Origin of the sequence: Corallococcus sp. CA053C (genome assembly GCF_003611675.1) — a bacterium.
GTDB lineage: Bacteria > Myxococcota > Myxococcia > Myxococcales > Myxococcaceae > Corallococcus.
Genome location: NZ_RAWA01000589.1, coordinates 1 through 4,491, shown reverse-complemented (window position 1 = coordinate 4,491; position 4,491 = coordinate 1). Strand labels below are relative to the sequence as shown.

General features: G+C 67.4%; 2 protein-coding genes. One reads left to right on the top strand and one right to left on the bottom strand.

Annotated features, from left to right (window positions below; all coding sequences use genetic code 11):
• The coding region (locus D7V97_RS45055; protein ID WP_158623557.1) for a hypothetical protein at positions 1–541 on the top strand (541 nt) is incomplete at its 5' end.
• Positions 542–549: 8 nt separating this feature from the next.
• Here the strand turns inward: D7V97_RS45055 and D7V97_RS40465 are convergent.
• On the bottom strand, positions 550–4,149 hold the full coding sequence (locus D7V97_RS40465) for an Ig-like domain-containing protein (RefSeq protein WP_147445185.1): 3,600 nt from the start codon (positions 4,147–4,149) through the stop codon (positions 550–552).
• Positions 4,150–4,491 lie beyond the last annotated feature (342 nt).

Here is a 4,491-nt window from a genome sequence, read left to right as displayed (position 1 = left end):
GTCCAGGTCCTCCGGCCCGACGCCTGCGTCCTCGGCGCGCCCCTCTCCCGCGGCTCCGGAGGGTGAGGAGGCACGGGCGGATGCGCCCACGGGCACGACGGCCTGGGAGCCCGTCGTGGAGCAGCTCCCGGGCATCGACGAGGTCCATCGGTTGATCAAGGCGCAGCGGCGGGATTCGGCCCTGGCGGCGTTGAAGAAGCTGGCCGCGAAGTACCCGACGAGCGCCTACGTCCGCTACCTGGAGGGGAACGTCGACTTCGACAACCTCCGCTGGGTGGACGGCGTGGCGGCCTACCGGGCGGCGCTGCGCAACGACGCCGCGTACCGCAACGCGCCCGTCGTCATCCAGAACGCCATCCGCTGCCTCGTCAGCGACCGGTTCCACGGCACCTGCCAGGACTTCCTCCTCAAGGACCTGGGCGAGGCCGCGGTGCCCTCGCTGGAGGATGCGGCCCGCGAGCACCCGATGGCCAGCGTCCGGACCCGGGCCGCCGCGCTGCTCCGCCAGCGCGGCCCCGAGTCCAGGACGGATTCCCGCTGAAGCCGCGGTCAGGCCCTGCGACGCCGGACCGCCATCAGCCCCAGTCCCACGAGGCCCATCAGCATCCCGAACGGCAGGCTCCCTCCAGAAGAGGACGAGCAGCTCACGCCGCCGCCCAGGGCCCGCGTGTCGGAGCCGAGGGAGAGGCGCCAGGAGCGGGTCTCCGGCGAAGCATCCACGTTGCCCGCCCGGTCCCTGGAGCGCACCTGGAGCGAGTGGGCGCCTTCGAGCACGTCGAAGGAGATCTCCGGTTCGCACGCCGCGAACTCCACGTTGTCCAGGCTGCATTCGAACGTCGCTCCGTCCTCCGACGAGGAGAACTGGAACGTGGTCGTGGTCGTGCGGACACGGCCATCGGGGCCCGCCACGATGCCGGTCTCGGGGGCCCGCGTGTCCACGGTGATGGCGAACTCCCCGGTGGTCTCACTCTCGTTCCCAGCGGGATCCATCGCCCGGATCAGGAGGGAGTTGTCGCCCTCGGGCAATGACAGCTCGGGGGTGAGGCTCCAGTGCCCGCTCGGATCCACGAGCGCCGCGCCCAGCACGGGTCCATTCCGCAGGACGACGACCACGTTGCTGCCGGGCTCTCCGCTGCCCTCCAGGACCGGGGTGGTCATCGCGAGGATCGCCCCAGGCGCCGGAGCCGTCATCACGGGCACGGGAGGCGCGACCGTATCCACCACCCACGAAGAAGTGGCGGGACTGCCATCCGGGTTCCCCGCGGCATCCACGGCCCGGATGCTCAGGGTGTAGGCCGCATCCGTCAGGTCGGTCAGCTCGAAGGGACTGGTGCAGGCCGTGAAGGGCCCCGCCCCCAGGCTGCACTCGAAGTGGCCTCCAGGCTCGGGGCTCTTGAAGCCAAACGTGAACCGGGCCAGGGACTTCGGCTCGAAGGCCGCGGGATGTTGATCCAGGACCGTATCGGGGCTCTGGGTGTCCACGGTCCAGGTGCACTCGGCGGGGATGGGGTCCTCGTTGCCCAATGAGTCACGCGCCTTGACCCTGAGCGTGTGATTGCCGTCCCGGGCCACCGTCAGCGAAAAGTCCGAGACGCAGGGCTCGAAGGTGCTCTGGTTCAGACTGCATTGGAAGGTGATGGTCGGGTCGTTGCCCTTGTCCGACTTGAACGTGAAGGTGTTCTCGAACGTGTTGAGCAAGGCCCTCGTCGGATCACACACCATGATGGTGTTCGGGATGTCGGTGTTGACCGACCAGCTCCAGACCGCCGCCGACGCGTCCACGTTCCCTGCCGGATCCTGAGCCTTCACGGAGAGGGTGTACGAACCCGTGGCCAGGTTCGTCAGCAGGTGGTTGATGGGGCAGGCGCTGTAGCCCAGCCCGTTGAGGTCGCAGAGGAAGGTCACGTTCAGTTCATTCGAGCCGAAGGTGAACCGCGCCTCGGAGCTGTTGGTCGTTCCCCCGCTGGCCGGGGTCGGCCCGGAATCAATGCGCGTGTCCGGCGCGGTGGCATCCACCGTCCAGACGAAGAGCGCGGGGGTGGGATCCACATTGTCGGCCCGGTCCCGGGCACGCACCGAGAACGTATAGGTTCCGTCTGCGAGTGACGCGCTGGTATAGGGCGACTGGCACGACGCGAAGACGGGCTCCGGGGAACCGTTGCGGAACAGGCGGCAGTCGAACTCCACGCCCGCCTCCTCGGAGGTGAACGTGAAGGTCGCGACGGGCTGCTGGGTCAGGGGGGCCGGGGTGTTGACCAGCTCTGTCCCTGGAACAGTCGAATCCACGGTGAAGTTGCGCGTGGCGGACGCCACGCTCGCGTTCCCGGCGACATCCACCGCCACGACGAACACGGCATGGGGGCCCTGTGACAGCGCGCTCGCAGGGGTGAAGGTCCAGTCACCGGCCGCATTGGCCTTGACGGTTCCCATCGCGCTGCCATCCACGGAGACCTGCACGTCGACCGGCCCCTCGGGCTGGACCTCGGCCTTTCCATTGAGGGTGGGCGTTGTCCTGCTGACGGAGCTGCCCTCCGCCGGGGACGTCACGGTCGGCTGCGCGGGGGCGATCGCGTCCACGGTCCAGGAGTAGCTTTCCGGCGTCGGATCCACGTTGCCCGCGCTGTCACGTGCGCGAACGAGCAGCGTGTGCAATTTGCTCGCAAGCACAGGCGTGATGTAGGGGGTAGCGCAGTCGACGAATGTCGGGTTGGCAGGCGTAGGACTGTCGAGACTGCAATGGTAGGTCACGTCCGGCTTGTTGGACTCGAAATTGAACGTGCCTGTCTGTTGATTCGTCCGCAGCGGCGGCTTCAGGGTGATCAGCGTGGACAACGGGGACTTGTCCACGATCCACGTCCAGGCCACAGGTGAAAGATCCAGATTGCCCGCGAGGTCGCGGGCCCGGATGCGAAAGGTGTGCAGCCCTTCACTGAGTCCGGTCACGTCTTTCGGGCTGGTGCAGGTGGCGTACTCCGCGCCGTCGAGGCCGCACTCGAAGGTTGCTCCCGTCTCGGGCGAGCTGAACTCGAATTGGGCGATGTCCAACTGCTCCACGGCCCGCGGCCCGGAAACAAGGACCGTCTCGGGGGGTGTGACATCCACCTTGAAGGAGCTGCTCACGGAAGCGGGACTCACGTTCCCGGCCTTGTCCGTCGCCGTGGCACTCACCGTGTACGTGGCTCCATCCGTGAGCGCGGTCGCGACGGTCCGGCTCCATTTCATGTCCGCGCCTGCGACCGCCGTCCCCAAGGGGGCGCTTGTCGGGGCGGTCTGGGTGACCGTCACCGTGCTTCCCGGCTCGGCCGTTCCAGAAATCGTGGGCAGTCGGGTGGCCACGGACGTATTGGTCACCGGCACCGTCACTGTGGGTGCATCCGGAGCAGTCGTGTCCACCTCCCACTGATAGATTGCAGGGGTCGGATCCACATTGCCCGCGCTGTCCTTCGCGCGCACATAGAAGACGTACACTCGGGCTGCCAGGCCGGAGTAGGACTTCGGGCTGGTGCAGGGCTGGAACTGCGGGTCGGTGTTGCGCAGGCACTCGAACGTCGTGCCAGACTCCGACGGCGAGGCCGCGAACGTGAAGCTCGCCGTCGTCTGGTTCACGAATGGGTCGGGCTTGCTGCCGATGGTCGTGTCCGGCGGAGTGTCATCCACGGTGAAAGACAGCACATCCGACACAGTGCTGTTCTGAGCACCATCGATGGAGCTGACCGTCAGGTTGTATCCCCCTTCCGGCAGGCTGAGGGTCGTTGGCGGTGCGAAGGTCCAGGCGTTCCCCGTGCCGCTGATGACCTCGCCGATGTCTGTCGGCGTGTTCGGAGTGGCTGCTGGGGCGAGCTTCAGCTTCACGGTGGTGCCGACTTCGGCGGTGCCTCGGAAGATCAGCGAGTCCCTCCTCACGCGCTGACCCGCCGTGGGGGCGCTCACGGTGGGCTTCACGGGAGCCGTCGTATCCACGGTGAAGATGATGGTCTTGGAGAAGGTCGTTGTACTCGTCGTCGCATCCGTCGTCCTGACCTGGATCCAGTTCATCCCTTCCGCGAGCGGCAACCCCGCCAGCGTCACCTTCGTGGAGTCGAGATCCCAGTTCCCAGCCCCGGTGGCGGTCACCTCCGTCAACTTCACGTCCTTGACGTAGAGACTCACCACGGCACTGGCATCTGAGGTCCCCTTGAACAGGGGGAGCCCAGTGTTCAGGATTTCTCCCGCCACAGGTTTGGTCACCGCCAGCACGGGCGGATCTCCAGCCGCAGGGGCTGCGTCTTGGGGCTCCAATGCAACAGCGCGCCCCTGCTCCGCGTCGTCCGCGGCCTGCGCTCCTTCCAGGAAGCCTTGAACCACCTGTTGCTGCCCCTCCCCTCCCGTCTCCGTCCCTGTCTCAGCGGGGGCTGGCTGGGGAAGTCCCACGCGCCGCCTCCTCCTTCGCTGTGAGCACGACGCGCTCGCCCAGCTCCTCCACCAGCGCGGACAGGAAGAGGCTGGCTCCCA